We start from the raw sequence: 25,572 nt of genomic DNA, 5'->3' as shown, positions 1-25,572 counted from the left end.
CTAAATGCCCGCGCTGGGAACTGGCCATGGATTGCCAGGCCGCCGGAGTAAAAGGCACTCTGCTGACGGTGGCCCGGGATATTTATTTTGGGGGCATAGATGGATCGTGTTCTCGAACCGGACGACCGGGAGCGGTCGTTGCTGGTCCTGTGCGAGCTGGCTCCCGGATACGGGAACATCCCGGTCGCGGTGGCGAGCACCGCCCGGTTCCGATGGTGGCCGCTGCGGATGGCCGTCGCCGTGCTCGCCCGCAGGCATTCCGCGCTGCGGACGGTCTTCACCGCGGCCGGCGCGGGAGGCGGGCCGGAGAAGCGGGTGACGGCCGCGATCGACATTCCGGTCGAGATCCGTTCGGTCGGCGCCGGGTCGCTCGAAGAGTGCCTGCTGCGGTTCGCTGCCACGCCGATCCCCCTGAACGGAGGCCCGCTCATCCGGGTGGTGGCCTTCCGGACCGCGACGACCGATGTGCTGTGCATCGTCGGTCACCACCTGATCATTGACGGCGCGTCGGTGTACGTCCTGATATCCGAGTTGCTGGCCTGCTACAACGCACTCGAGCGGGACGAGGAACCGCCGGAATTGCCGCCGCCGCCCGCGCTGGTGCCGCTGCGGCCGACCCAGGAGGGACGGGACTTCTGGCGAGCGCGGCTGGCGGGATCCGACTCCGCTGCGCGGATCGCCTGCGGTGCGCCGGAACCGGACGTACCGAGCCTTCTCGGTGACACGGCGCGCTACCGGGTCCCGGACGAAGTGCGGAGTGTGGTGGACCGACTACGCAGGCGATACAAGGTCACCGAGAACATCGTGTTCCTCGCGGCCTACGCGCTGCTCCTCTGTCGGCACGGCGCCGGCGGCGATCTCATCATCGGGATCCACCTTGATCCCCGCACGGCGCGGGAACGGGGCGCCGTCGGCTTCCACGCCCGAGTCCTTCCTCTCCGCCTCACGGTTCGCCCCGATGACGCCTTCCCCGCATACGTGCGCACGGTGCGGGACGCCGTCCTCGCGGGGTTCCGGCATGCGGGCACCACCGTGGACAGCGTCACGAGCGGGCCGCCCCAGGGGACGGCCGGCTGGCGCTCCACTCCGTTCCGCTACCTGTTCAACCATCTTCCGAGGCGCCTGCCGGCAGATCTGGTCATTGCGGGGGAGCCGGCGCGGCCACTGTCACTCCACAACGGGCACAGTCGGTTCGACTTGGAGCTGACCGTCCTGTCCGGGGTCGAGGAAACCTGGGTCGAGGCGCAGTACAGCACGGAAATCCATGATCGGACGGAGATCGACGCCCTGGCCGGCCGGTACCTCGCCCTGCTGGGCGCCCTCGACTCCGCGTCCGAGACGCCGCTGCGTGCGGTGCCGATCGCCACCGCCGCCGACGCCGCGGCTCAGCGCCCGCACGCCCCCAGGCCCCGACCGCATCCGGTGGCGCGGCTCGCCGCCGCCGCTCGGGCTCGTCCCGGTGACATCGCGGTCGGCACGCGCGGCAGGCACCTCACCTTCGCCGAGCTCTGGACCTGGGCGGAGAAGATCGCGAGCACCCTCCGCGCCGCCGAGGTCGGGCCCGGCGATGTCGTCGGCCTGGCCCACGGGGAGCCCGTTGGCCGACTGGCGTCCGTGGTCGGCGGCTGGCTCGCCGGCGCCTGCGTCGCCGAGGTCGGCACCGAGTCCGCCGGCTGGTCCCGCAGGGACACGGCCCGGCGCGGGCTCCGCGTCGTACTCGTCTCGCCGGGCCGGCCAGGGCCGGTCGGTGCGGTGTCCATCGCACTGCCCGACCCTCCCGAGGACGTGACCGGTCTCGGACCGGTGACACCCGGTCCGAAGATGGCGGAGCCTCCGCCGGCCGCGGCGGCGCTGCAACTGTTCAGTGCCGACGGACCGATCGTCATCACCCACGGTGCACTGGGCATGCTCTCTGACGAGATCACCGGCGCAGTGGTGCGGGTGCCGGGGTCCAGGGGGCTGGCGAGCCTGGTCGGTGAGACGATGCCGCACCTGGCGCGGGGGAGCAGGCTCGTCTTCGGCGACCCTGGGGATGCGGATCTGGTGCACATCGGCCCCGGGGAGGAGCCGCCGGAATCCCTGAATGGACGGACGCTGCTCTGTGAGGGGCCCGCCGTACCGGACACCGCGGCCCTGCTCGCGGCGGGGGCCCGGGTCTTCCGGGGTATCCGGCATCCCCGGACCGGACTGTGGGCCGCCTTCGGCGAGGTCGGTCCGGGGGGCAGCGGGACGGGCTGGACGGGGCGGCCGCTCGTCGGTGGGGTGCTGATCGAGGACCGGCTCGGGCAGAATCTCCTGCCCGGCCTGACCGGCACCGTGCTGGCCGGCGCGCACGGCGTGCGCTGGCCGTCGGCCTCCGCCAGGGCGCTCGCCGACCGCCCTGGGCGGCTCACCTGGTCGGGCGAACTGGAGTTCACCGCGCCGCCGGGAGCGGACGAGGACACCCCCGTCGAGTCGGCCGCCATGGACGACGCTCTGCTCGCGGCTCTCATCGACCTGTGGGCCACCATGCTCACCGGCGTCGAACCGGATGCGGACACACATTTCTTCGAAGCCGGAGGAAAGTCCCTGGCCGCGGCCCGCCTCGTGCACGCCGCGGGCGGACTCGTCGGCCGCCGGATACGGCTCGACTTACTGTTCGGCGCTCCCACCCCGCGGTTGTTCGCCGCCCAGCTGGAAAAGGTGAGCCATGCCGGCTGAAGACTGTCAGGTGGTGGTGAACGCCCGCGGTCAGTACTCGGTGATGCCGGCCGGACGTCCCAGCCCGGCGGGCTGGGCCGCCGTCGACGTGCGCGGACCGCGCACGGCCTGCCTGGACTGGATCGAGGCCGCCGCTCGGCGGGCGAGCCCCGGGCGACCGCCAGCGGCGGGCCCGTCCAGCAACTCCCCGGATCCGTCCACCGGTCAGGTCGACCCGCCCGGCCCGGCAGATCTTCCGATGGACCGGCCCAAGTGCCTGCTCGGCTCGGCGGGCTACGGCCGCGTCGAGCGGCTGCTGCCCGGCGATCTCCTCGACGCTGTCCGTGAACTCGCAGGGGAACTGAGGCTCCCTACCGAAACGGTGTTCACCGCGGCCGTCCACGTCCTGCTATCCCGCCTGTCCGGGGACAGTGCCGTGTCCGTCGGCTTCTCGCACGACGGATGGCTTCCCGCTACGCGCCTGGACCTGTCGACCGTCCGGGACGGGAGATCCGCCGTACGCCAGACCGGTGCCGAGACCGCGGCCGCTCGCATGCGTCGCCGTGCACCCGCCGACGGTCTCACCGTGCGGTTCGCGGTGGGCGCGGTGCCCGCGGCCCAGCCGTTGGAACTCGTGTTCCGGCTTGAGAAGCGGCTGCTCACGGTCGAGTACGACCGGGCGATGTTCGACAAGGCGACCGTCGCGGGGTTCGCCCGGAACGCCGAGAACCTGCTGCGCGGCATGGCCACGGCGCCGGACGCCCCGGTCGAGGCGCTGCCCCTGCTGGACGCCGTGGAGGCCGCCGCCGCGGTGGCGGCCGGAAGCCGCGTCCCACTGCGACCCCCGCCGGACACGGTGCCCGATCTCTTCGCCGCCGTGGCCGCCGTGCACGCGGACCGCCCGGCCCTGGAGGGCGAAGACCTGAGCCTCACCTATGCGGAGCTGGCGCACATGTCGGCCGTCGTCGCCGACCGCCTGCGCGACCGGGGCGTCGGCGCCGGGGACGTCGTCGCCGTCCACGCCGGCAGATCGGCGCGGGTGATGGTCCTGCTGCTGGCGATCCTCCGGGTGGGAGCCGCGTTCCTGCCGCTGGACCCGGACCATCCGGCCAAACGACGTGCCCGGATGGTCGCGGACGCCGCCCCCGCTCTCCTTGTCGCCGATGAGCACTCAGCCCCTCCCGAGGGACCGCGGCGGACCACTCTCGACGCGTTGACCTCGGAGGCGCTCCTCGCGGCCTCGGCGGAGCCCGCCCCTGGCCCCGCGCCGAGTTCGGCGGCCTATGTCATCTTCACCTCCGGCTCAACGGGTGACCCGAAGGGGGTCTGCAACATCCACACCGGTCTCGCCAACCGGTTGCTCTGGATGCAGGACGCCTATCCGATCGGCCCGGACGACGCCGTCCTGCAGAAGACGCCGCTCACCTTCGACGTGTCCGTGTGGGAGGTGTTCTGGCCGCTCATCACGGGGGCGAGGCTCGTAGTCGCGCGCCGCGAGGGGCACCGGGATCCGGCCTACCTCGGGCACGTGATCCGCTCGTCCGGCGTGACGGTCGTCCACTTCGTCCCGTCCATGCTGCAGGCCATGCTGCGTAGCGGCGAACTCGCCGACACCCCATCCGTCCGACACGTGATCTGCAGCGGGGAGGCGCTGTCACCCCAGCTGAGAGCGCAGTTCTTCGAGACGTGCCGGGCGCGTCTGCACAACCTGTACGGGCCGACGGAAGCGGCCATTGACGTGACCTCCTACGACTGCTCCCCGGACCGTGATCCGGACTCGGTTCCGATCGGGGCGCCGATCAGCGGGGTCAGCGTCCACGTCCTGGGGCCGCGGCTCGAACCACTGCCTCCGGGGGTCGTCGGGGAGATCTACATCGGGGGGCACGGCCTCGCCCGAGGCTATGCCGGCAAGCCGGGGCTCACCGCGGAGCGGTTCGTGGCCGACCCGCACGGCGCGCCCGGCGACCGTCTCTACCGCACGGGAGATCTCGGCAGGCGCCGCCGCGATGGCCTCGTCGAGTTCCTGGGCCGCGCAGACCACCAGATGGCCCTGCACGGTTTTCGCATCGAGCCTGGCGAGATCGAGGCCGTGGCCACGGCGGTGCCGGGGGTCAGCAGAGCGGTGGTCCTCCCCCGGAGCGCGGACTCCGGCGGAACCGTCCTCGTGGGCTTCGTCGAGAGCGAGGAGAGTGACCGTGCCGCTCTCCTCGAGACGGTGCGTGAGACCGTCCGGGAAACGCTGCCCGAGTACATGCGCCCGAACGTCTGGCATGTCCTGCCCGAGTTGCCGACCCTCGACTCGGGAAAGACCGACAGGGCCGCTCTGCTCAGCCTCGGCACGCCCGCGCCCGCCACGGTGACACCGGACCGCCCGTGGACGGAGCGGGAAGGGCGGCTCGCCGAGGTCTGGCAGGAAGTCCTCGGTGCTCCACCGGAAGGACTCGACACGGACTTCTTCCAGGCGGGCGGGGACTCGATCCTCAGCATCGAGTTCGCCGCGAGCGCGCAGGGTGCGGGGCTGGCGGTCTCCGCGGCCGACCTCGCGGACAGCCCCACACTGCGCGGGCTCGCCGAGACCGCCGTGCCCGTCCCCGCCGAGTCCGCCCCCGACCCTCAGCCGTTCGAGCTGCTGACGGACGCGCAGCGCTCCGCCCTGCCCGCCGGCGTCGAGGACGCCTACCCCCTGTCGGCCGTGCTCGCCGGGTTGGTCCACGCATCGGAGACGGACCCCGGCTACCGGGTGTACACGACCACGCTGACCCTGCGCGGCGACTTCGACGAGACGCGCTTCCGCGGCGCCGTCGACGCGCTTGTGCGCCGCACGCCGTTCCTGCGCACATCCGTCGACATCACACTGCCGGGCGGGCCGGTGCAGATCGTGCATCCCACGGTCCCCGACGCGGTGGTGGTGACTGACCTGCGAGGACACCGGGACGCCGAGGCCGAGTTCGCCCGCCATGCCGCCGGCCGTGAACGGCGCCGATTCGACTGGGCGCTGCCGCCGCTCTTCGCGTTGGACGTGCACAGGATGACCGACGAAGAGTTCCGGCTCACGCTCACCGAACCCATGCTCGACGGATGGAGTGTCACCGTCGCGCTGGCCACGCTGCTGGAGCTCTACCTCGACCCTGACGAGGTGGTCCTCCCGGCGCCGGACGAGCCGGCCATCCATGCCCGGCACCTCCGGGAGGAGGAGAGGGCCCTCGGCGATGATCGCGCTCGCGCACGCTGGGCGAGGATCGTGGCGGATGCGCCTGTTCTGCCCCAAGCCCCGGACGCGGTGGAGGGTGTGCGCCGCAAGGTGGTGCCGGTCGATTCCGCCACCTCCGCGCGGCTCCTTCGGCTGGCCGCCGAGCTCGGCGTCCCGCTGCGGTCCGTTCTGCTGGCAGCGCACGTCCAGGTCGTCGCGCTGGTGTGCGGAAGGACCGAGGTCGTCACCGGCGTCATGGCGCACGGCCGGCCGGAGCGGCCGGGCGGTGCCCGGACGATCGGGATGTTCCTCAACACCATGCCGCTGCGTGTTCCCGTGGCCGCCGGCACGCACCGCGACCTTGTGCGCGCCGTCCATGCCAGGCACCTGGCCGCCCTGCGGGACCGGCATCTTCCCTACGCACGAATGCTCAGGGACGGTGGTCTGACGCGGCCCCTGGACACGGTCTTCAACTTCACCCACTTCCAGCCGTACCGGCGGTGGACCGGCTCGGGGCCGCTGCGGATCGTCGGGATCGAAGCCACCGACCAGACCTACCATCCGCTGACCGCCCAATTCCGTCAGGACGTCCTCACCGGCGAGGTCGGGCTGACCCTGGAGTTCACCGGATCGGTGTTCCCCGAGTGGCGCATCGACCAGGTCACCGGGCTCTACGCCGCCGCCCTCGACCGGCTGGTGGCCGATCCGGACGCACCCGTGAATCCGCTTGACCGGCTGCTCGGCCCCGTCCCCTGGGGCAGCGGTCCGGCGGAGGCCGAGGACGCAGACCTGTACGGTCTCTTCACCGCCCAGGCGGCCCGTACACCCGATGCGGTGGCGCTGGAGTACGAGGACGTCCGCTTCACCTACCGCGACCTGGAGGACACGGCCGGAGCGCTGGCGGCGAAGCTGTCGGCCCGCGGTGTACGGCCCGGCTCTGTGGTCGCACTCTGCCTCCCGAGGTCGCCCGGTTATGTCGCCGCCGTGCTCGCCGTACTGCGGGCAGGCGCTGCCTATCTCCCCTTGGACGCCGCACACCCGGTGGAGCGCCGCGAGTCCATCCTCTCCGCCGCCGGGCCCGCTGCCGTCATGGCTCCGGAGACCGGCTCCTTCTCCATCCCCCATGTCCCGGTCCCCGTGCTCCCGCTCCGGGCCGATCAGGACGCGCCGCCCGGGTGCCCGCCCCCGACCGGTGGCGGCGGGCGACCAGCCGTGGTGGTGTTCACCTCCGGGAGCACCGGGAGGCCGAAGGGCGTCGTCCTCGGGCATGGAGCGATCGCCAACCGGCTGCGATGGTCGGCGGCGAGCGCGCCCGCCGGACCCGATGAGGTCTTCCTGTTGCGGACGCCCGTGACATTCGTCGATGCGATCGCCGAACTGTTCGACGGACTTGTCCGGGGGGTACCAACCCGCATACTGCCCGACGGGGTCACGGACCCCGCGGACCTGGTGTCGCTCATCCGCGATGCCAAGATCACCCGAGTGACGATCGTGCCGACGCTGCTGCGCGAACTGCTGCGGCTTGATCGGGCCGGCGACCTGGGCGGCGTCCGCATCTGGCAGCTCAGCGGGGAGCCGCTCGGCCACGACCTCGCCCAGATGTTGCACGCCCGCTTCCCGGGCGTCGTCATCCGGAACCTCTACGGATCGACCGAAGTGTGTGCCGATGTGACGGTCCACACCGTCACCGGCGAGGACACGGCCCCCGTACCGATCGGGAGGGCGCTGCCCGGCGTCCGGATCGACGTCGTCCATGAGGACGGCGGACGGGTTCCCGCCGGCACCCCGGGTGAGATCATGGTCGGTGGGGTCGCGCTCGCGGACGGCTACCTGGAGGATCCCCGGCTCACCGCCGACCACTTCCTTCCCGCGCCCTACGGGCACGGCGCTCGCTGGTTCCGCACCGGTGATCTGGCGATCGTCCGCCCGGACGGCGTCCTGCACCTCCTCGGCCGGAGGGACCGGCAGTTGAAGGTGCGCGGCGTACGAATCGAGCCGGCGGAGGTCGAGGCCGTTCTCATGGCTCATCCCGGCGTCCTCGACGCTCTCGTCACCCAGCGCCGCCGGAATGGCCGAGGGCTGCTGGTCGCCCATGTCCTGGCAGTCGACCCCGGACTCGGCCGGGCCCTTCGCGAGCATGCCGCCGCCCGGTTGCACGGGGCCGCGGTACCGGACGTCGTGGCTGTCGTCGACCACTGGCCGCGGCTGCCCTCCGGTAAGATCGACGTCGCCGCCCTCCCGGTCCCGGTGGAGGGCGAGCCCGGCCCGGCCTCCGCGACCGCACTGGAGCGGGACATCGCCGCACTCTGGTCCGCCCGGTTCGGCGAAGCTCCGGCCGGACCGGATCTCATCGCGCTCGGCGCCAACTCCCTCGACGTCATGCTGCTCGCGGGAGCCCTGAGCCGGCATTTCGCCGTCCCGGTCGCCGCCGCCGACCTCTGGGCACGGCCGACCGTCCGGGAACAGGCTCAGCTCGTCGACGAGCTCAGGAACACCCCCCGCGGACCCCGGCTCACCGCCCTGGCCACCGGCGGCGAATCCGTCACACTCGTCATCCTGCCGTACGCCGGCGGAGAGGCCGGCGCCTACCGGCCCCTCGCCGACGCGATCGCCGGAGCCGGACTGCCGGTGCGCGTACTCGGTCTCGAACCCGGCGGGGACGCCGACCCCGCCCGGCTCGCCGCCGAGATCCGCGCGGCGGCCACCGGGCCCATCGCCCTGCTCGGGCACTGCGCGGGCGCTCCGGTCGCGGTCGCTACCGCGCTCGCCCTCGACGAGTCCGGCGACGCGCCCGTTCATGTCTTCGCTCTCGCCTACATCCTCGACTCGACCGACCCCGACCGGTGCACCGCGACGCGGATCGCCGCCGGGCCCGACACTGCGGTGGTGCAGTGGCTCACCGAATGCGGCGGGCTTGACCTCACGGGTCTCGCCGAGGACGAGCGTCGCGGCCTGGTGCGGGCGTTCAGGGCGGACTCCGTGCATGCCGACGCGGTTCTCCTGACGCTGCTGCGCTCCCGGCGCCGGCTCGGCTGCCCGCTCACCGTGATCTACGCCGAGGACGACAAGGTGATCGCCGGCACCACCCGCTACGCCCGACGCTGGGACCTGCTCGCCGAGCACGTCCGGATCGTCTCCACGGGGCACGGCGGCCATCACCTCCACGTGACCCGGCCGAAGTTCCTGACCGAGGCCATCGCCGCCGCCGTCTCCGAGGCCGGGTGCGGATGAGGGCCGCGCCGGCGCTCGTCCCGGGGCCCTGGCCCGCCACGGCGCGCCGCGACGTCCAGGGAGTGCTCCTGCTCGGCGGGGTTCCCGTCACCGCCCTGGCCGAACGGTTCGGCACCCCCGCCTACATCGTCGACGAATCCGAGTTCCGCGCCCGCTGTGCCATGTTCGCAAGGGCGTTCGACGGCTTCGACATCTACTACGCGGGCAAGTCCTTCCTCTGCAAGGCCATCGCACGGATCGTCGCCGAGGCCGGGTTGAGGCTCGACGTATGCGGCGGGGGAGAGCTCGCGGTGGCGCTTGCCGCGGGCTTCCCGCCGAACCGGATCGTGTTGCACGGCAACAACAAGTCCGCGGCCGAGCTCACCCGGGCCCTGACTTCCGGGGTCGGCCGCATCGTGATCGACTCCGAGAACGAGATCGAACTGCTGTCGGCCATCGCACGGCGGCTCGGCGTGCGGGCGACGGTGCTCCTCCGGGTCGTTGCGGGGGTGCGCACCGACACCCACCCGCACAACGCCACCGGCCATGAAGACCAGAAGTTCGGTCTCGGCCGCTCCGCCGCCGGACCGGCCATCGCACGCATCCGGGCCGACGACCGGTTCGAGCTGGCGGGTCTGCACACCCACCTCGGCTCCCAGATCCGTACACCGGCAGCCTACGAGGCGGCGCTCACCAGGCTGCTCGACCTTCGGGCCCGGGCCGCGCCCGCATGCCCGGAGATCAATCTGGGCGGCGGCTTCGCCATGGCCTACACCGAGCCCGACACTGGCATCGACCTGGAGGACCTTGCCCGGGAGCTGCAAGCGCGCGCTGACGCGCACAGCCGGACGCGAGGGCTCACCGTCCCACGGCTCGCGATCGAACCCGGACGGTCCATAGCGGGCCCCGCCGGGTGCACGCTCTACCGTGTCGGCACGGTGAAGGAGCGGCCGGGGCTGCGCACCTACGTCGCCGTGGACGGCGGGCTCAGCGACAACATCAGGCCGGCTCTGCTCGGCGCCGACTACACCGCCGCACTCGCCGGGCGGTGCTCCACCGCACGCGGTATCCGCGTCAGGGTGGTCGGACGGCATTGCGACGCAGGGGACATCCTCGTGCGCGAGGGCACCCTTCCGGCCGACGTCCGGCCCGGCGATCTCCTGGCGGTACCCGGTACCGGCGCCTACTGCCGCAGCTTCTCGAGCAACTTCAACCACTCGCCACGGCCCCCCGTCGTGGGCGTCCGGTCCGGGCGGGCCCGGGTGCTGGTTCGCGGGGAGACCGAAGAGGACCTGCTCCGGCTGGACCTCGGATGAGGGAAGGACGAAAGGTGACCACATCCCTGGATGCCGCAGCGCGGCCGATCGCCGCCCGGACCGGCATCGCACCGGCCGCGGTGCTCACCGCCGCGGTGCATGTCCTGCTCTACCGGTACACCGGATCCTCCCGGCCGGTCGCGGGGCCCGCCGGGACGGAGGTCCTCCCGTTGGAGGACGGCCATACCTTCGGGGATGTCGTGAACCTGCGACCGACAGCGACCGACGCCCCTCCCGAGGCGTGTCTTCGAATCGACTCAGCGGGGAACTCCGCCGTCACCGGCACCGTCCCGGGCATGGAAGGCCACCTACGGACTCTGCTGGACGCGGCATACGACTCTCCGTCGGTTCCGATATCCCTGCTTCCGCTGCTCACCGAGGCGGAAAGGCGCACCATGATCATGGACTGGAACGCCGACACGGCGGTCCTCGCCGGTCCGAGCTGCCTTCCCGACCTGTTCGCCGCCCAGGTGCGTCGCACCCCCGAAACCACGGCTGTCGTCTGCGGTTCCGTGCGGATGACCTACGCCGAACTCGACGTGCGCGCCAACCGTCTCGCCCACCTTCTCCGGGGAAAAGGGGTCGCCCCGGAGATGAGCGTTGGTGTGTGCCTTGAGCGGAGCGAGATGACCGTTGTCGCGTTCCTGGCCGTGATGAAGGCCGGCGGCGTGTTCGTTCCCCTGGACCCTGACTATCCCGATGAACGAATCGGCGTCATGCTCGCCGAGGCATCCGTCGGAGTGCTGATCACCGACTCTGACCTGGTCCCCACCTTGCCGGTCGAGAAGGAGGCCTGCGTCCTCCTCGACGCCGCCGGGCTCGATGCCTGGCCGGCCACGCCGCCGCCCGTGTCCCTCACCCTCGAAGACCTTTGTGCGCTGGTCTTCACCTCGGGTTCCACGGGAACGCCCAAGTGCGCCATGCTCACTCACGGGAACCTCGCGAACTACGTCGGCTTCTGGAAGGCATGCGAGCTGGACCGACGGCCCATGCGCGTCCACCTGCAGATGACGAGCTTCGCCTTCGTCATCTTCCTCGCCGATCTCACCCGAGCCCTCTTCACCGGCGCCACCCTCGTGGTCGTCCCGAGGGAGATCGTGCTCTCTCCTGGCGACCTGTACGAACTCATGATCCGGGAAGGTGTCAACAGCGCAGAGTTCGTCCCGCCCGTGCTGAAGATGTTGCTCGACGCGGCCGAGTCCGACAGCCGCGGGCTCGAGTTCCTCGACCTGCTCGTCGCGGGCGGCGACGTCTGGCCGACCGTCGACTATCTGCGGGCGCGGCGGCTGTGCGGCCCCGCCACCCGGATGATCTCCGCGTACGGGATGACGGAGACCGCGATCGACAGCACCTGGCTTGCGGACGGGGAGATCGACGAAACCGCAGCCGTCGTCCCGATAGGACGGCCCACACCCAACACCCGGGCGTACGTGCTGGACCGGCACATGCAGCCACTTCCCTCCGGGGTCGTGGGCGAGTTGTACATCGGCGGGCTCGGGGTCTGCCGCGGCTACTTGGGGCAGGCCGCGCTCACTGCGGAACGGTTCGTTCCGGACCACCTGTCGGGGGTGCCCGGTGGACGGCTGTATCGGACCGGTGACCTGGCGCGATGGCGGGCGGACGGCGTTCTAGAGATCTTCGGCAGGGTCGATCAGCAGGTCAAGATCAACGGCATACGGGTGGAGCTCGGCGAGATCGAGGCGGTGCTACGCCGGCATCCCCGGATCCGGGACGCCGCCGTCATCGCGGAGGGAACCGCTCTGGAGGAGCGTCGGTTGGTCGCGTTCATCGCGGTGACCGGGACAGTCGAGGGGCTGGAGGCCTACCTGCGGGAACGACTGCCGGAGACGCTCGTCCCCTCCGTGGTCACCCAGGTCGCCGAGCTCCCACTGAACGAGCACGGCAAGATCGCCAGACGAGGGCTTGGGGCCGGACCGACCGCCCCCGCCGACGATCCCGCGGCGCGCATGCTGGTCGTCGTGAACGCGGTCGGCCAGTACGCGCTCTGGCCCGCGCGCGCGAACGTTCCGGCAGGCTGGCGAGTGCGCGGAGCGCCCCGGTCGCGTGAAGAGGCCCTCCGGGCGGTCGATGCGCTCTGGACCGGGCCCCGACCTCGCTCCGCGTGACCATGTCGTGAGCGTCAGAGCTGGTCAGGCGCCTCCAAGCCGAGCAGACCGAGACCCGTTTTCAGCGTCTCGCCGGTGAGAGCGCACAGGAGGAGGCGGTTGTCGCGGACCTCCGCCTCGGGAGCCTTGAGAACAGGGCAGTTCTCGAAGAAGGCGGTGAACGTCTGGGCTAGTTCGAACAGGTAGGAGCAAAGGCGGTGCGGCTCGTAGGTGGTCGTGACCTCCTGGATCGCAGCGTCGAACTCATCCAGCTTGAGGGTGAGCGACCGTTCCGCGGGCACCAGCGGGACATGCCGATGCACCTTGATCTCGGTGCTGAAGTCCGAGGCGGCCTTGCGAAGGATCGACCGTGTCCGGGCGTGAGCGTACTGCAGGTAGACGCCGGTGTTGCCGTTCAGCGACACCATGCGGTCGGTGTCGAACACGTAGTCGCGAGTGCGGCCCGTCGCTAGATCGGCGTACTTGACCGCTCCGATCCCGACGAGGGCGGCGGTCGCCTCGAGTGCCTCAGGGCCAAGCCGGCGGCTCTTCTCCCCGACCACGACCCTGGCCCGGTCCACGGCCTCGTCGAGCAGGTCCATCAGCCGGATCGTCTCGCCGGACCGAGTCTTGAACGGCCTGCCGTCCTTTCCCAGCACCGTGCCGAACGCCACATGGTTCGCGGTGACATCGTCGGGCAGCCAGCCGGCCCTCCGTGCCGTCTCGAACACCATCCTGAAGTGCAGCGCCTGCCGGGCGTCCACGACGTAGAGGAGCCGGTCGGCGCCCAAGGTCCCGGTGCGGTACCGAAGCGCGGCGAGGTCGGTCGCGGCGTACCCGAAGCCTCCGTCGCTCTTGCGGATGATCAGAGGGATCCGTTCACCGTTCTGGCCGACGATGTCGTCGAAGAAGACGCAGAGCGCGCCCTCGCTGATCTCCGCCACACCGGACTCCTCCAGATCCCGGGCGACGTCGGCGAGCAACGGGTTGTAGAAGCTCTCACCGACCGCGTCCTCGTCGGTCAGGAGTACGCCGAGCTTGTCGTAGACCTCGCTGAAGTACCGTTTCGACTCGGAGACGATCTCCCGCCAATGCTCCAGCGTTTCGGGATCGCCGGCCTGCAAAGCCACCACCCGGTTGCGGGCGCGTTCGGCGAACTCCGCGTCGCTTTCGAACTCGCGGCGCGAGTCGCGGTACCACTGGTTGAGCCGCGACAGCGAGCCCTCCATCTCGCCTGCGGCATTGTCCTGCCATTCGGTGCCGCGCTCGATCAGGTATTGGATGAGCATCCCGAACTGGGTTCCCCAGTCGCCCAGATGGTTGTGCCGGATGACCTCCTCGCCGGCGAATGTCAGTGTTCGCGCCAGCGAGTCCCCGATGATCGTGGAACGCAGGTGCCCGACATGCATCTCCTTGGCGATGTTCGGCTGCGAATAGTCGATGACGGTGATCCCGCTGTCGGTCACCGGCACGCCGAGCCGTTCGTCGCCGAGCCGTTCAGCAGCCTGCCCAAGCAGTGCATCAGCGGCCAGCGTCAGGTTGAGGAATCCGGGTCCGGACACCTCGCAGCCGGCCAGGACGCCTTCAGGATCGAGATGGGCGACGACCTTCTCCGCCAGCTCCCGCGGATTCACCCCGAGCTTCTTGGCGATGGTGAGGAGTCCGTTGGCCTGCAGATCGGCCCGATCCGATCGGCGCACCTGCGGATCGATTTCCGCCGCATCGGCAGGCAGGGCCTGCCGCATGGCGTCTTTCAGACGAGCGTCGACTACGGACGCAAGCGGAACTACAGATCCCATGACCACTTCCCAGTGCGAGCTCTCAGGCTTCGGCAGCGTGCCCAGACGGTCCGGTCCGAACGCATTCCATCACCGCATGCGTCATCGGGTGGGCGCTCGAACAAGGGGACCGAACCCGATTATTCCACACTGCCGCGCGTCCGGACGTCCTCTCACGACCGACTCGAGAAGCGGGATGAAAAGGGCGTTCTGGTGGGCTGCGCCGTAAACGCCGCCGGACTGGCGGCCCCTGCGGGGGCGGCCTCGCGTCTGCCGCTCGGAGCAGGCGCCGCCTGACCGGCAATGTCACATCTGGAGGCCACCGCCTCGCGGCGAACGCGCGACCTGGCCGCCGTTGCCGGTGGGGTGCGCCCCTCCGCCGACCTCTGCCGGCCGTTCCGTCCCGGGCCGCACACGGCGGCGGGCGGCTGCGCGGAACGGTGCTCATGAGATCGTCCCCGGCTCGCGGGTGCGGGCGATCCCGATCGCACCCGCCTGCTCGGACGCAACCTTCGAGTCCAGCGAACGCAACCTTCGGATCCAGCCCGGGCGGAAAGGGTTCGGTGACCCGCACCTCACGTCTTGTGGAGCCCCTGCAGCCCGAGGGGACCGAGGATTGCGATACGGGTGAGCTCGGCCTTGTTTCCGAGACTCAGCTTCGTTCGGATGCGTCGAACATAGGTATCCACCGTGTGCGTACTGATCTGAAGTGAGCGAGCGATCTGATAATGTGTCCGCCCCTCCGCGATGAGGGCCAGAACCTGCTGTTCCCTTGCTGACAGAATGTCCATTGTCAGGTCGATCTCGGAGGTCGCTGACCGGCCATTTGTCGACTCCGCCGACGATCCTTCCGCGGCGATCTCCTGGAAGGTTCGTGCGAATGTCTCCACGCCCGAACTCCGACTTATCCTGCCGCGGACGCCGCAGGCATCGTACTGGGAGTCGTGCTCCGCCCCGTCTTGTACCAGGAGGAATGTCGGGACCTCGCTCGCCGCTTTCTCCAGAAAGAGCAGCGGGGAAGGGCAGGTGATGGATCGGGGGTCGATGAGCAGTAGGTCCGCGCGCTGGGCCGGCCCGTCGGTATTAGTCGACGTGGCCGCGGTTATTATCCTGAATCCGAGGCCTCTGAGTTGAATCGTGAGTCCAGCCAGGTAGACAGGCCAACTGTCATAGATTTCGATACTGGCCATGATTCGCCTTCGATGCTAGGCTGGCGCGGGGAGCTGAGATCCTGAGTGAGTCCTATTCTTTTTGCCTTGCGAATTATCTGCTGATCGGTTCGGCAGGTAGGCTTACTTTGGGATCATTGGTATTCTCGTGGGTGGTCCCACGTCTGGCAATGTTGAGTCCGATGATCTCTATAGGAAACGATTCGGGAAGTCTGTAAGTGTGGTAACGGTCGGACCGGCTCAGGAGGGGCGTCATGCGCTCGCAGGTGAAGGAGATGTTGAGCGGGTCGGGACACGGGGCTGATCCCTACCCCGCGTACGCACGGCTTCGTGAGGAGCAGCCGGTCAGGAGGGTTCGCCTCAGGGAAGGGGTCCACTGCTGGGTCCTGTACCGTTACGCGGACGTGAAGGCGGCGCTGGCGGATCCCCGGCTGAGCCGGGATCCTGCTTTCGCGCTCCCCGCCTGGCACGCGACCGACCGTGGCCGGCCCATAGAAGACGACGCCGACCTTGGGGCACACCTGCTGACCCGCGAGGGTGACGTGCACTGGCGGTTGCGCAAGCTGGTGTTCCCCGCGTTCACCGCGCGCAAGGCCCAGGGCATGCGATCCCGCGTTCAGGAGATAGCCGACTCGCTGATCGACGACTTCCAGTCGCGAGGTCATGCCGACCTGATCGACGAGTTCGCCTATCCGCTGGCCACCATGGTCATCTGCGAAGTGCTCGGCGTCCCCGTGGAGCATTATGCGATCTTCCGGCAATGGACGTCGAATGCCCGTCCGGATGCTGCGGCGGGACCGGATCCGGCAGGTTATCTGTGCGAGTTGATCGCCGCCAGGCGGGCGGCTCCGTCCCATGACGTGGTAGGCGTCCTTGTCGCGGCCGAGGCAGCGGGCGAGATCAGCGAGGCCGAGCTGAGATCGATGATCTTCCTTTTGCTGATTGCGGGGCACGAAGGCTCGGTCGCGCTCATCGCGAACGGCGTTCTCGCTCTCCTCGCGGACGGAGTGCAACGTGCTCTGCTGCGGGAGCGCCGTTGCCCGATGGAGTCGGCGATCGAAGAGATCGTTCGCTATGACGGGCCCATGGAGTTGGCGGCGTGGCGGTTCGCGAAGGAACCTGTGGAGGTCGGCGGCGTGGTCATACCGGCTGGTTCACCCGTTGTTCTGGCACTGGCCGCCGCGCACCGCGACCCACGGCGATTCCGCGACCCCGATCAATTCGACATCACGCGGACGGGTAACGCGCATCTGGGTTTCGGGTACGGTGCGCACCACTGTCTCGGGGCGCCGCTGGCGCGTGTGGAGGGAGCCGTGGCGCTCGCCACGCTGTTCAGTCGCCTGCCCGACCTTGCCCTGAGCACCTCAGTCGAAGAACTGGAACGCCAGCCGAGCACGCTTGTCCGGGGTCTGTTCGAACTCAATGTGGTCTTCACGCCGCGGACGAGCCGGTAAGGTCACCAAACCGACGAGCTCAATATGCTCGCCATTGGAGGCATAGTTTCGTCCTCCAGATAACTCCTGATGCGGACCGCCTTCCACTCGTCCACCTCGCTGTACAGCGCGGCCGCACTCTGCAGCGAACGGCGGGCCTCCTCCGGGCGGGCGAGTTCGCGCAGAATCCGCGCCCGGCGTACCAGTCCGTCGGCCTCGCCCCATTGGGAACCGGCACGACGACGGGCTTCGATCGAGCTCTCGATGGTCGCGAGGGCTTGGCCGGGTTCGCCGCGGGCCAGCAGGACGTCGGCGATCTTGGTCAATGCGAGGGCTTGTCCATCGCAGTTGCTGATGCTCTGAAAGATCTCAAGGGACTGCCGCAGCGTCTTCAGGGCGTCGTCGAGGGATCCGCGGCTCTGGTAGGTGTCGGCGAGAGTGAAGAGCGCGGATGCCTCTCCGTGCCGGTCGCCTGTCTCCCGAAAGATGGCCATCGCCGCCAGCGCGTGTTCGCGCGCCTGCTCCAACCTCCCGCAGTCGATCGCGAGAAATCCCAGGCCCGCTGTCGACCAGCCGGTCCCCTGACGGTCACCGATCTCCCGGCGAATCCTCAAAGCATGCTCGAAGTGATGACGGGACCACTTGTACTGGCGCAACCAGCGGTACCCCTCCGCCAAGCTGGTCTCGACCCAGCCTTCCGCATAGCGGTCGTCGGCGGCACGGGCTGCATCGAGCGCCACCGACGTGCTCACCAGCCACAGTCCGCCGGGGTTGCGCAGCAGACGCAGGTAATCGAAAAGCGCTACCGCTGTTTTCCAGGAGACTTCGTGAAAGCCGTGCTCGGTCGCCGCCTTGATGACTGGAATGAAGTTCTCGGCCTCAGCGTCACACCAAGTCAGCGCAGCGGCGGCGGTTGAGAAGGACTGCGGCACGACGCCCGTCGCAGGCTGCAGTTGAAGCGGGTTCAAACGGAAGGGCGCGAGTGCCCGCCCCGCCGCCGCCACAGTGTGCTGGTACCAGGTCATCAGGCGAAGTACCGCGGACTCCAATTCCGCCTTCTCGTCAGACTCGGTGGCCTTGCTGGCGGCATAAAAACGGAGCAGGTCATGGAACTGGTATCGGTCGTCGGGCGTTCCATCGAGTAGATGGACTGATGCGAGCTTCTCCAGCAGCCGTCGCGCCTGGATCACCGTCATACCCCCGACGGCAGCCGCCGCCCCGACGCCGAAATGCGGCCCAGGGTGCAGGCTAAGCCTGCGGAACATCCGCTGCTCGTCCGAACTCAGATCGTTGTATGACCATTCGAACACGGTGCGAACCGCATGGGACTCTCCGGTGGACAGTCCGTCGAGACGCTCATGTTCGACGGCCAACTCGTCGATCAGATCGCGGAGCGGGCGGTGCGGGTGTACGGCCAGCCTTTCGGCGCTGATCCGGAGTGCCAGGGGCAGCCGGCCGCACTGGTCGGCCAGCACGGCCAGGTGCTTCGCTTGGGCGGACGAAACGTCGACACCGATCGCCCGGCCGAGGATGGTGACGGCGTCAGAGCTTGACAGGGGGCCCAGTTTCAGACGCTCGGCGCCAACGCGCATCGCCAGGCCGGGGAACTTCTTCCGGCTGGTGACGATGACTCCGCAATGCCGCGACTCGGGTAGCAGGGGCTCGATCTGGTCGATGGAAGCGGCGTTGTCCAGCAGAATCAGGATTCTTCGGGAACGCAGGATTGAACGGTAGAGCTTAGCTCTTCGGTCGATATGCTCGGGGATGTCCTGGGGCAACGTCCCAAGCTCGATGAGAAACTCTTCGAGCGCGTCCGTAGGGCGCACGGGCCTGCTCTTCGGGGAGAAGCCCTGCAGATTGATATGCAACTCCCCGTCGGGATATGCCTTTGGTTCCGCCCCTTGGATTTCATATGCGCAACGTATCGCCGCGGAGGTTTTACCCACTCCGGGCGTTCCCTCGATGAAGACGATCCTTGACGCATCCAGTTGCGGCTCACGGGTCAACGTCACTCGCATTAGGTCGAGTTCGTGTTCTCGACCGACGAACCCGGCCAGCGGAGCCGGTAGTTGCGCCACCGGACGACTGATCTGCACGGACGCCAGCGCGATCAGTGCCCCGTTCGCGTTCAATACCTCATCACACCGTCTGACCAGCATGTCCGAGGGGGGCGCGCCATTTTTGATCTTGCTTAACCAGCTCGGATGGTATCCCGCCAGCTCCGCGAATCTGCGCCAGGACAGACCGCGGACCTCCAGCATCTGCTGTAACTCTCTGACAAAGGGCGATTCCTGGGGTGGCCGATCCTTGGTCACGGTTCTCCTGAAGAGGGCACCAGAGTAACGAGTCGATGTGATGGACACCGTTAACGTCTAGCCTGGCGGTTGGAGGTTTCCGATGTCCAGACGAACCGTACGGGTGGCGCAGCGTAGCGCCCAGACCCCGCACGGTCTCTCTTTTTCTGGCCGTTATCAGCATCCGGCGATGTGATCATATCAGTGGTCCAGCCAAGGTGTCGATGAGAAGGGCGATGCCGACGAGGAGTTCTTGGCAAAGGGGGCCGAAGACGTCAAGTCCAGGGCCGGACAATACTTCACGTGTCAATGGCCGTTTGGAACTCCCCGTAGGCGGCCTTGAGAGGCTTGCGGCACGGCACCCTGCGCAGCTACCGCACCCAGATCACCATGCACCTGGAACCGGTGATCGGCCACATCCGCCTGGACCGCCTCCGCGTCGCCGACGTGCAGGTGGTGTTCGACGCCATCGAGGAACGCAACGAGGCGATCATCCGCGCCCGCCAATCCGGCAACCCGGGACTTCGGGCACAGGTGAAGGGGCCCGGGTGGTCGGCCCGGCGACCATGCACCGGATCCGCGCCACCCTGCGCGCCGCCCTCAACCAGGCGATCCGGGAACGGTGCATCGACCTCAACGTCGCCTCCCTGATCGAACTGCCCTCCGGCCGCCGACCCAAAGCGCTGGTCTGGACACCCGAACAGACCGGCACCTTCCTTGACCGCGCCGCCCGCCACCGGCTGCACGTGCTCTACCACCTCATCGCCTTCCGCGGGCTGCGACGGGGCGAGGCGTGCGGGTTGCGGCGGGCCGATGTCGACCTGGACGAAGGCACCATCCGGGTCCGGTGGCAGATCACCCAGATCGGCGGCCGCACCGAACAGGGCCGCCCCAAATCCGAAGCCGGAGAACGACAGGTCACGCTTCGAGTTACAGGCTCGCGCCGGGGTCCGCATCCGAACCCGAGGTTGGATGCGGACCCCGGGTGCCTGTCGCAAGGGCAGGTGGTCGGCCCAAGCCTCACACCCCCCGCACAGCCGAGGCTTTCGCGGACGCGTCGGCGCACTGGTCAAGGGGCGCCCGGCAGCGGTGATCAAGCGGGGTGGAGGAGGGCTCAGCGACACGAGCGCGACAGCCGAGCAAACATCGAGCAAACATGGGGACATACCGGACAGAATTGTCGATCTTGGCAATGGTAAGACTGCAGGTCAGACGGGGGTGCGCCCGGCAGGATTCGAACCCGCGACCGTCGGATTAGACGTCCGAGGATCTTCGTCGGCTCCGCACCCTAGTTCACCTGCGCGTACTCTCCGGCGGACTGGCGATCCACACAAGATCATTCCGTACATACTCCGGATCTTGCTCAGAGGCCACCGCCTGCTCCGCAGGAGTCTCCGTCCCGCGTGCGGCTCACAGGTAGATTGGACACCATGACCGCCCAGCCCGAGGAACCGACCGCGCCACGCGATCCCGGCGAGGATCCGGCCGCGATCTTCGATGCGCTTCCGCCGGCGCATCGCGACCAGTTCCGGGCCGAGTATGACGAGGCGCTCGACGCGGCTCACGACCTGGCGCGCTTCAAGCAGGTCCAGGCCCTCCTTCGGCAGTGGCGCCTACGGGCCATCGCCTATGACCGTCCGGGCTACGACGAGGCGGTACAGGATGCCCTACAAGGTAGGGAAGAGAGCTTCGTTCGCTATACGCCGCCGGGCTGGGAAGGCCGGGTGTGACGTACCGCTGGGACGGCTTCCACGGACGCGCGCTGTACGAGCTGAACGGACTGCCCAACGAAGTCCGCGACGGCCCACTCCTTGAGCGCCTCCTTGACCTCTTGGAAACGCCGTGGGACGCGGTTCCGGAACGCCCGGGCCAGACAGCCATCCGACACGCTTTCTTTGGTGCCAACAGCGAGGGCATGCTCACGCTGCTGATCGACGACGAGGCTGAGACGCTGCGCATCATCGACATCCTGTGGATGGGGTAGCGGCGTAGCCAATTGAAGCTACCGGTTAGCGCAGACATCGTCGGCTTGCTGGTCGCCCTTGGCCGCCGTCTTGGCCGCACGAAAGCTCCCCGCTCCGGGGTGCTCGTTCGCGCGAACGACGAGACGGTGTGACAGGCAGAATCGCGCGAATGAGTGCGCCGGCCCGCGGGGGTCCAGGGGGCGGCGCAGCCCCTTGGTTCGAGCTCGTTCTACCTGGTGGTCTTAGGTCTCGCTGCGGACAAGGGCTTGGGCGACGATGACCCGGTCGCCGTTGAACGTGATGGACGGGGAACCATGCAACTCGTACCCGAGGTCGAGCGCTTCGCTGACCCGCCAGCAGAAGGAAGCGTCGTCGGGGCCGGTCAGGACGCGGTATCGGGGGAGTTGTTGATCGTCGGCCATGTGGCGATCCTACGGTGGCCTGTACGACGGCGGCGCGACCAGGTGACCGCCGGTAGCGGCAGGACAAGCCGGAGCGGCGCGATGCGCGGCCCGGCGCGGCCGTCCGGTGACCGGCGCCCAAGCATCGGGACGATGACCTCGTCCGGCCCGTCCCTATCCCGCCTGAGCTGGTGGCCGTACTCCGCGAGCACCTCGACGCCTTCGGGACGGCCGAGGACGGGCGGTTGTTCGTCACCAGTGGCGGCCGGTCGTTCTCCGGCTCGGCCTACGCGCAAGTCTGGAAGCAGGCTCGCGCCCTGGCGCTGGCACCTGATCAGGTCGAGTCCCCGTTGGCCGCGCGGCCGTACGACCTTCGTCATGCGGCGGTGTCGCTGGGGCTCAACGCGGGCGTCCATGCGCCCGAAGCGGCCGAACGCGCTGGCCACGGGGTGGACGTGATGTTGCGTGTTTACGCCAAGTGCATAGACGGGCAACGAGACGTGGCTAACCAGCGCATCGAGGACGCGTTGGCGGCATGATCGGCAACTGCGGTGGAGAGGCTCCGGAGCGTTCCGGGTCCTCTCTTGTCTTGCGTGCTGACCTGGGCAAACGCGGGCGGAGTCATTCCGCGTATATTCCGGGAACGGTGCCGTGCGGCTGGCTTCGGTGGCATCCGGCTGCATCCGACTCCGCCGCGCTGCGGAGTGTTTTCACAGGTCAGAGCCTTGATCGGCTGGTCATGATGGCGCGCCCGGCAGGATTCGAACCCGCGACCGTCGGATTAGAAGTCCGACGTAATTGCTATCGGCCCGTTATTCAAAGTGTCGAAACATGCCACCCTCTCCCATCATGTGGGGCAGTCGGTGGCCTGCAATGCCGTTGGGTGCCGCCTACCGATAACGCGTTCCGCGACATACGAGCAAACAAGGAGCGAACACGCGCCCACGTTGGCGCTCCATACAGAACCAGGAGGAAATGCGACGTGCGACGAGTTTGGGCGTTGTGTAGCCTTATGTCTGCCGATAACCGCGGTAGGGTAGTTGAACGGGTTAGGGGCGGGCTCCGGCGCGGGACTCTTTAGTCGCTGCGATGGCAACGGCGGAGGCGTTGGACAGGGCGGCTGGACGCGCGGCAACCCGCGCACTCCTTGGCTACGTCCAAATCGTGGACGAGTTGGCGGAGGCCACCACCGTCGGGACCGGGCTCTGAGGACAGGGATCGGTCGAGGTTGAGGGGACAGGGGAGATCCACACGGCCCTTTCCACGGCAACGGCCGCTCCGAGGAGTCCGCATGCGGAGCTGATGACCGCGCACACGACGAGAACCCTCGTCGTCCACTCGGTCCGACGGGGCTCGTGGCGCCGGCCCTTTTTCTGTGAGACTGTCATCGAGACTCCCTCTGCCCCGTGTTGAGGATGGACCGTGGGCTGGTTCCGCTGCGTCCTTCGAGGCGCTTTCAGGTTAACATTACTCAATTCATGATCATCACGCTTCTGGCCTCGCTAATTACCTGCACCCGGGCTATTTGGTACCCGATTAAGGCTCCTTAGTCGGAATACTTAGCAATGGCGGTGAGCTGCATCTCTATTCTGTGTGATGTTGTGCTCGACCAACGTCCCAACCGTGTGACGCACACCACAGAACACCTCCGTAGTTCTCGGGTGACGCGACGGTGGTCGGTGGTCGGTGTCCGCAACCCCTGTCCGCCCGGGATCTGGACGGCGACGGGCGTGGGCGGCCTCGATCTCTGTCCGGGCCGCACCCTGGATCCTCGTCAGATGGCAGAAGCGTGGAGGGCATCAACGGCCCAGCTCAGGGTTGAAGTGGCATAATACCGTCTCCACGCTTTGAGGGGATTGACAGAGGCCGGTCACGGACTCGCATTGCGGCGGTTCCCTTTGGGTCGCTGGCGCGGGCCACCCGCCCGGTCGGCTCTGGGATCTTGACACCAGACCGGGGGCCGAACCGACACGTGACCACCTCGGCGGAGATAGACGACGTCATGAACCCACAGTAGTCTGTCGGTCACTCATTGACCATCTCGTGAGGCGCGCCGACGAGCCTCAAGATTTCCGACAGAGTCCCTCAAATTTTGTGTCGTTCAACGCCCGATGTGTTTCGCGACATACGAGCAGACACCGAGCGAACCTCCTGAGTGCAGCATCAGCGTGATCGCTCTCCGCTTGTGATTGATAACTTCATGCGCTTGTCCCCGCGAGGTGATTACAGCTGACGTCCTGGATACAGCCTTGGAGTACCGGTATCCATAGTGATCTACATCACAAAGCAAGATCGTCTTGAGGGCTTCCGCTGGTTTGGTCACCGGGTTACGTTAAGGCGGCTTTGGCAACCCTTACGCCTTGGGGTTCATATGGGTCGCGGTGCAGCGTGCCGTTGTTTGTCGGTTCTTCGTTCTTTGTCGTGGCAGCGTCTTGGTCCGATGGCCCACCTCATGGCATTGGTATTGGTGGCCGGATTGTTCCAGGTGCCGGTTGCTTCGGTGTTACCTGCATCTGCAGCTCACGCCGACGAGCCGAAGTCTGCGGCGACGGAAGGTGCGGTGGGCGAGGAGGAAGCCGTCGCGACGGCGAAGCAGACCGGGGAACCGGTCGAGATCGTCTCCCGGCGTGGAGAAAGCCGCAGCGTGTGGGCACTGCCGAACGGCCGTCTTGAGGTCGAGCAGCATGTGCAGCCGATTCGCACACGTCAGGGCGGTAAGTGGGTCGGGATCGACCCCACCTTGCACCGCGTCGGTGACGCGATCGTCCCGGCAGCGACTACGGTCGGGCTCCGTTTCTCCGCTGGCGGGAACGGGCCGATGGTCCAGATGACCCGGGCTGGTCGGAAATTGGCGCTGACCTGGCCGCAAGCGCTGCCCGAACCGACCCTCGATGGTGATACCGCTGTCTACAAGGGTGTGGCCGGCTCTGACGTTGATCTGCGGCTGCGGGCGCTGAAGGACGGGTTTGCGCACGTTCTAGTGATCAAGACTGCGGAAGCGGCCCAGGACCCGCGGGTGGCGAAGTTGGTTCTGGCGATGTCGGCCACGCGTCTTGACATGAGCCAGGAGCAGGGCGGCGTGCTGAAAGCAGCGGACGCCGGCTCGGGCTCGGTGGTGTTCGAGGCGCCGACCCCGATGATGTGGGACTCCTCCCAGGGCTCCGCTCCGTCGGTGCAGACCCCTACTCTTTTGGCGCAAGCGTCCGAAGAGCCTGCGGAAGGGGCGAAGACGGCTCCGATCGACGTTGCCGTGGGGGACGGCAAACTCACTCTGACGCCGGATAAGGGCCTGTTGACCGGGGCTGACACTACGTTCCCGGTGTACATCGATCCTGTGTGGGGCGCTAAGAAGGCATCCGACTGGGGAATGGTGTCTTCCGGGTGGCCAGACGAGTCCTATTTTCACTTCGCGGGCAAGTCGACCGAAGGAGTAGGGCGTTGTGAGGTGGCCAAGGACCCCAACTGTGTGAAGAACCAGACCAAGCGGTTGTTCTTCAAGGTCGCCTTGCCTCAAATCAAAGGCAGTTACATCCAGAATGTGGAGTTCACTGCATTTGAGACCAGTGCCTACAACTGCAGCAATAAGACTTCGGTGCAGTTGTGGCGTACTGCGACACTGAAGTCGTATGCAACCTGGAACAATACCAACAATTCGTCGGTGTGGTTGGAGCACTTGGCGTCTCGGGATGTGGCTTTCTGCTCTAGAGCGTCAGTGGAGTTCGGTGGGGCTGCATTGCGGTCGCATGTGCAGGCCGCTGCGAACAAGGGATACAGTTCGATCACCTTCGGGTTGAAGGCTTACAGCGAGTCGACGATGGACTGGTGGAAGCGGTTCGCTGATGACGCATATTTGTCGATTCAGTACAATCGGCCGCCGTTGCAACCCGACACCGATACCATGACCCTTTTTCATCCTCGGGTGAGCTCGTAGTTCTGTAGGACGGCGATGGCCTTGACCAGGTGGCCGGCCTTGCTGGGGCTGCAGCGCAGCTTGCGGAGGATTCGCCATGATTTGAGCTGGGCGTTTGCGCGT

The 25,572-nt window shown here is 68.0% G+C and carries 14 protein-coding genes and 1 pseudogene; 9 read left to right on the top strand and 6 right to left on the bottom strand.

Translation table 11 applies throughout. The annotated features are described in order from the left end of the window. Nucleotides 1-99 precede the first annotated feature (99 nt). The 4 genes from SM611_RS04010 to SM611_RS03995 are packed head-to-tail and all read left to right on the top strand — an operon-like array spanning nt 100 to nt 12,521. Nucleotides 100-2,700 (top strand): condensation domain-containing protein, encoded by a 2,601-nt coding sequence (locus SM611_RS04010; protein ID WP_371947427.1) that lies wholly within the window; start codon nt 100-102, stop codon nt 2,698-2,700. Beyond that, entirely contained in the window at nt 2,690-9,100 is a 6,411-nt protein-coding gene (locus SM611_RS04005) for a non-ribosomal peptide synthetase (protein ID WP_371947426.1), read from the top strand. The genes SM611_RS04010 and SM611_RS04005 overlap by 11 nt, the downstream gene beginning before the upstream one ends. Further along, complete coding sequence (gene lysA, locus SM611_RS04000) at nt 9,097-10,395, top strand: diaminopimelate decarboxylase (protein WP_371947425.1); 1,299 nt, start codon at nt 9,097-9,099, stop codon at nt 10,393-10,395. Before SM611_RS04005 ends, lysA begins: the two co-directional genes overlap by 4 nt. Nucleotides 10,396-10,409: 14 nt before the next feature. After that, nucleotides 10,410-12,521 (top strand): amino acid adenylation domain-containing protein, encoded by a 2,112-nt coding sequence (locus SM611_RS03995; RefSeq protein WP_371947424.1) that lies wholly within the window; start codon nt 10,410-10,412, stop codon nt 12,519-12,521. A 14-nt stretch (nt 12,522-12,535) separates the two neighbouring features. Here SM611_RS03995 and argS read toward each other — a convergent pair whose 3' ends face one another. Together argS and SM611_RS03985 are read right to left on the bottom strand one after the other, a co-directional pair. Beyond that, on the bottom strand, nt 12,536-14,299 hold the full coding sequence (argS, locus tag SM611_RS03990; protein WP_371947423.1) for an arginine--tRNA ligase: 1,764 nt from the start codon (nt 14,297-14,299) through the stop codon (nt 12,536-12,538). A gap of 554 nt (nt 14,300-14,853) precedes the next feature. After that, on the bottom strand, nt 14,854-15,468 hold the full coding sequence (locus SM611_RS03985; protein ID WP_371947422.1) for a response regulator transcription factor: 615 nt from the start codon (nt 15,466-15,468) through the stop codon (nt 14,854-14,856). Between the two features lie 233 nt (nt 15,469-15,701). Here SM611_RS03985 and SM611_RS03980 point away from each other — a divergent pair, with 233 nt between their 5' ends. After that, complete coding sequence (locus tag SM611_RS03980; protein ID WP_371947421.1) at nt 15,702-16,901, top strand: cytochrome P450 family protein; 1,200 nt, start codon at nt 15,702-15,704, stop codon at nt 16,899-16,901. A gap of 2 nt (nt 16,902-16,903) precedes the next feature. On the opposite strand, the gene SM611_RS03975 is transcribed toward SM611_RS03980, so the two are convergent. Both SM611_RS03975 and SM611_RS03970 read right to left on the bottom strand, forming a co-directional pair. Next, nucleotides 16,904-19,195, bottom strand: a complete 2,292-nt coding sequence (locus SM611_RS03975) for a tetratricopeptide repeat protein (protein ID WP_371947420.1) — start codon at nt 19,193-19,195, stop codon at nt 16,904-16,906. 350 nt (nt 19,196-19,545) lie between these two features. Then, nucleotides 19,546-20,130 (bottom strand): hypothetical protein, encoded by a 585-nt coding sequence (locus tag SM611_RS03970; protein WP_371947419.1) that lies wholly within the window; start codon nt 20,128-20,130, stop codon nt 19,546-19,548. A gap of 474 nt (nt 20,131-20,604) precedes the next feature. On the opposite strand from SM611_RS03970, the gene SM611_RS03965 reads away from it, so the two are divergent. After that, the gene (locus SM611_RS03965; RefSeq protein WP_371947418.1) at nt 20,605-20,904 is read left to right on the top strand and encodes a DUF6247 family protein; all 300 of its coding nucleotides are present in this window, start codon (nt 20,605-20,607) and stop codon (nt 20,902-20,904) included. Then, on the top strand, nt 20,901-21,158 hold the full coding sequence (locus tag SM611_RS03960) for a hypothetical protein (RefSeq protein WP_371947417.1): 258 nt from the start codon (nt 20,901-20,903) through the stop codon (nt 21,156-21,158). Before SM611_RS03965 ends, SM611_RS03960 begins: the two co-directional genes overlap by 4 nt. Before the next feature lie 222 nt (nt 21,159-21,380). Here SM611_RS03960 and SM611_RS03955 read toward each other — a convergent pair whose 3' ends face one another. Further along, nucleotides 21,381-21,560, bottom strand: a complete 180-nt coding sequence (locus SM611_RS03955) for a DUF1737 domain-containing protein (RefSeq protein WP_371947416.1) — start codon at nt 21,558-21,560, stop codon at nt 21,381-21,383. A 170-nt stretch (nt 21,561-21,730) separates the two neighbouring features. Between SM611_RS03955 and SM611_RS03950 the strand changes: the two genes are divergently transcribed. Both SM611_RS03950 and SM611_RS03945 read left to right on the top strand, forming a co-directional pair. Beyond that, nucleotides 21,731-22,078 carry a site-specific integrase gene (locus SM611_RS03950; RefSeq protein WP_371947415.1) on the top strand — a complete coding sequence of 116 codons (348 nt, stop codon included), beginning with the start codon at nt 21,731-21,733 and terminating at the stop codon, nt 22,076-22,078. Between the two features lie 1,901 nt (nt 22,079-23,979). Beyond that, entirely contained in the window at nt 23,980-25,470 is a 1,491-nt protein-coding gene (locus SM611_RS03945; RefSeq protein ID WP_371947414.1) for a hypothetical protein, read from the top strand. Here the strand turns inward: SM611_RS03945 and SM611_RS03940 are convergent. Next, nucleotides 25,449-25,572: pseudogene (locus SM611_RS03940) on the bottom strand (IS5/IS1182 family transposase); the annotation flags it as partial. The gene SM611_RS03945 and the pseudogene SM611_RS03940 sit on opposite strands and share 22 nt — an antisense overlap.

Source organism: Actinomadura monticuli (assembly GCF_041463655.1).
Classification (GTDB): domain Bacteria; phylum Actinomycetota; class Actinomycetes; order Streptosporangiales; family Streptosporangiaceae; genus Spirillospora; species Spirillospora monticuli.
The sequence above is the reverse complement of the archived record's forward strand: the minus strand, read 5'-3'. Positions and strand labels throughout refer to the sequence as shown.